Source organism: Microtetraspora sp. AC03309 (assembly GCF_020826795.1).
Taxonomy (GTDB): Bacteria; Actinomycetota; Actinomycetes; order Streptosporangiales; family Streptosporangiaceae; genus Microtetraspora; species Microtetraspora glauca.
The window spans coordinates 1-3,224 of record NZ_JADDIL010000170.1; the positions used below are offsets into that span (position 1 = coordinate 1).

At 69.3% G+C, this 3,224-nt stretch carries 2 protein-coding genes; one reads left to right on the top strand and one right to left on the bottom strand.

The genetic code is table 11. The features are described 5' to 3' along the window. Window positions 1-119 precede the first annotated feature (119 nt). Window positions 120-1,325, bottom strand: coding sequence for a cytochrome P450 (locus IMZ11_RS41940; protein WP_228649062.1), 1,206 nt, complete (start codon window positions 1,323-1,325; stop codon window positions 120-122). Between the two features lie 1,711 nt (window positions 1,326-3,036). Between IMZ11_RS41940 and IMZ11_RS41945 the strand changes: the two genes are divergently transcribed. Then, on the top strand, window positions 3,037-3,224 hold a 188-nt coding region (locus IMZ11_RS41945; protein ID WP_228649064.1), incomplete at its 3' end, for a hypothetical protein.

Below are 3,224 nucleotides of genomic sequence, written 5' to 3' on the forward strand. Positions count from 1 at the left end.
CGACTATCTGAGGGCGGGGGCTGGTGGGGCGCTCCGATGCGCCACCGCTGCCTCCCGCCCCCGGCCTCAGATAGTCGGGCGCTCCGACGCGGCCTGCGTTCGGAGCGCCTGACCCGGTGTCAGCGCAGTGCGATGGGCAATGACTTGATGCCGTTGATGAAGTTGGACCTGAGCCGTGTCGCCTCGCCGGCCTGGCCGATCCGGGGGAACCGCTCGGACAGGACCTCGAAGAGCACCCTGAGCTCCAGCTTGGCCAGGTGGTTGCCGAGGCAGAAGTGCGCCCCGCCGCCGCCGAAGCCGATCTGCGGGTTGGGGTCCCGGCCGATGTCGAAGACGTCCGGATCAGTGAAGACGTCGGCGTCCCGGTTCGCCGACGCGTAGAAGATCACCACCTTGTCCCCTTCAGCGATCTTCTGCCCCCGGATCTCCGTGTCGGTGGTGGCCGTACGGCGGAAGAGGTTGACGGGGGACACCCAGCGGACGATCTCGTCGGCGGCGGTCCGGGCCAGGGCGCGGTCGGCCACGAGGCGGGCCCACTGCTCCGGATGCTGGAAGAACGCGAGCATTCCGCCGGTCGCCGCGTTGCGGGTGGTCTCGTTGCCCGCGACGATGAGGAGCAGGACGAACAGGTTGAACTCGTCCTCGGTCAGCACCTCGCCGCCATCCGTCGGCTGGATGAGCTTGGTGACGATGTCGTCGCGCGGATCCTCCCTGCGGGCCGCGGCCAGCGTCCCGGCGTAGGCGTAGACCTCGGCCGCCGCGGCCTGGCCTTCCTCCGGGGTCGTCGCGTAGTCCGGGTCCTCGTTCCCGATCAGCCGGTTGGACCACTCGAAGATCTTGTCCCGGTCCTCGACCGGTGCGCCGAGAAGCTCGCAGATCACGTACAGGGGCAGCGGCGCGGAGATGTCCGTGACGAAGTCCAGGTCGGGCTTGCCCTCGGCGTCGTCGATCAGCTGGTGACAGATGTCCCGGATGTGCTCTTCGAGCAGGGAGATCACCCGGGGCGTGAAGCCGCGATTGACCAGGGAGCGCCTACGGGTGTGCTCGGGCGGGTCCTGGTTGAGCATCATCATCCGCTGCAGTTCCCTTTCCTCCTCGGGCAGCTCGTTGAAGAGTGCCAGGCGGCGTGAGGAGGAGAAGAGATCGGAGTGCCGGGAGACGTGCACGACGTCCTCGAGCTTGGTCACCGCCCAGAAACCCGGCCAGCCGAGTTCGGCGTCGCCCTCGTGCCAGAACACCGGGGCGTTGTCCCGCAGCCATTTGAGCTGCTCGTGCGGCACCCCGTGCCGCGCGTAGTAGTCCTGGTCGACGACATTGATTAGCACAGGGAGTCACCTACTGGAGAGACGTGGCCTGGGAAGATCGGGATCGATTCGGCAGGTGTGGACGCGGGGAGCCTCGTGCTGCGCCGAGGCACGTATTCAATCAAGCGCTTGGCAGTTTCTCTTTCTGGAACGTGTTCTATTACGAGGTGCCGTGTCCGTCAAGGAGGGCGGTGATCGCGGGCGTGGCGGAACGGACGGCATCGCCGCGATCGTGACAGAGCCCCGCCAGGTGCGTCCCGTGATCGGCACTCCCCGGCTCCGCTGTCCCGCCCCGCCGCCGGCCCGGGGGTACCCGCCTCCCGGGCTGACCATGCGCCTTCGTCGCGCCTCGCCGGAGGGCAAGACCGTCGGCCCTGGGAGTACGGCCCCGGCAGTAGGGGGCTTGCCGAGCTGAGGGCGAGCCGGATCGCGAGTTCGTCCACAGCCTGATACTTATCCCCAGAACCGCTTTCGGCCATCTGCCGCCGGGCCACCGGCTCAGATGCTGGGCCTCGATCTCATCGGACCCAGGAGGAGCGCGTTGATCCCCATCATGCTCGCCATCAAGCTCGGTGCCACGGCCATCGCCGGAGTGACGATCACCGGCCCCACGACGGGCGTCCCCGGAATCCCGGTTCCCGAGTCGGGAGCGTCCCCGAACTCCTGCCCACCGCCCGAGCCGCCGCCGCGGTGGCCGGGTGACATCCGGTCGTCAGACGGTCCTGGCCGCCGCCCACCGGACGGCTACGGCCCCTGGCGACCGCAAGGGACACATCACTGGAACGGAGCGGGCGACGTGCCGCAGGGTGCTTCTCAGGCGCGACGATGGGCGCTGCTCCAGGCTCCGCATGAGGCCGCACTCGACGTGGTCGGCCGATCGCGCCCGCCTGCCGTGGTTTCGGCGGGCGATGACGACGTCATCCGTTGGGTGGAGCACTGGGTCCTCAGGTGGGAGTCGCGGAGGCTCCGGGCAGCGCGACCTACGACGGCCGCCCCGGCCCCACAAGGGGCAGATCGGCCGGCACGGCAATGGATCCGGCCAGAACGATCACGGGTGAGCGAGGAGAGGTGGCGACCCGCGCTGCCGACGCGATGGCGGGTGAGCCTGCAGCAGTGGCAGCGGGCAATGCGGCCGCCGGAGCCGCTGATGGAGAGCTGGGAAGAGCGGCGGCGAGCAAACCAAGGGCGGCAACAGGAAGCGTTGCGCGCCCACCCGTGGCCCCTGTGGGTGTACGGCGACGCGCCTTGGATCCGGGAGGGCGGCGACACGCCTTGGCTCCGAGACGGGGGCGACACTCCTTCGATCGGGGAGGGCGGCGACACGCCCTGGCCCCGAGGGATGTTCGCGCCGGACCCCGCCGACATGTCCACGTCGAAGCTTTTGAACATGCTCGACCGGTGTTTCGATGCTGTGGACGAGGCGGTGCCAGAGCCAGGAGTACGACTCCCGGTGCTGTGGAGCCCAGGCGTGTGGAGCCGAGGCGTGTGGAGTCCGGGCGAGCAGTTACCGGTGACGCAGAGTCCCGATGATCAGGTCATGGATGGGCCGGTCATGGATGGGCCGGTCATGGATGGGCCGGTCATGGACGGGCGGGACATGGGCGGGTCGGTCGCAACTGGGTCGGACGCGACTGGGCCGGTTGCGGACGGGCGGGACATAGGCGGACTGGTCGCAACCGGGCCGGCCACGGATGAGCCCGTCGGGGACGGGTCGGTCATGGGTGGGTCGGCCATGGACGGGTCGGTCGCAACCGGGCAGCAGGACGTCCCAGGTGGTCCGGGACCGGATGAACAAGCCACGGTCCGTGAGAAGGACACTCCGATCGAGACACGGGGTGAGCTCGCGGTCAAGGCGGCAGAGAGTTGGCTCGGCACGCCGTACACATGGGGCGGCGGAGCGGCCGGGGGGCCGAGCAAGGG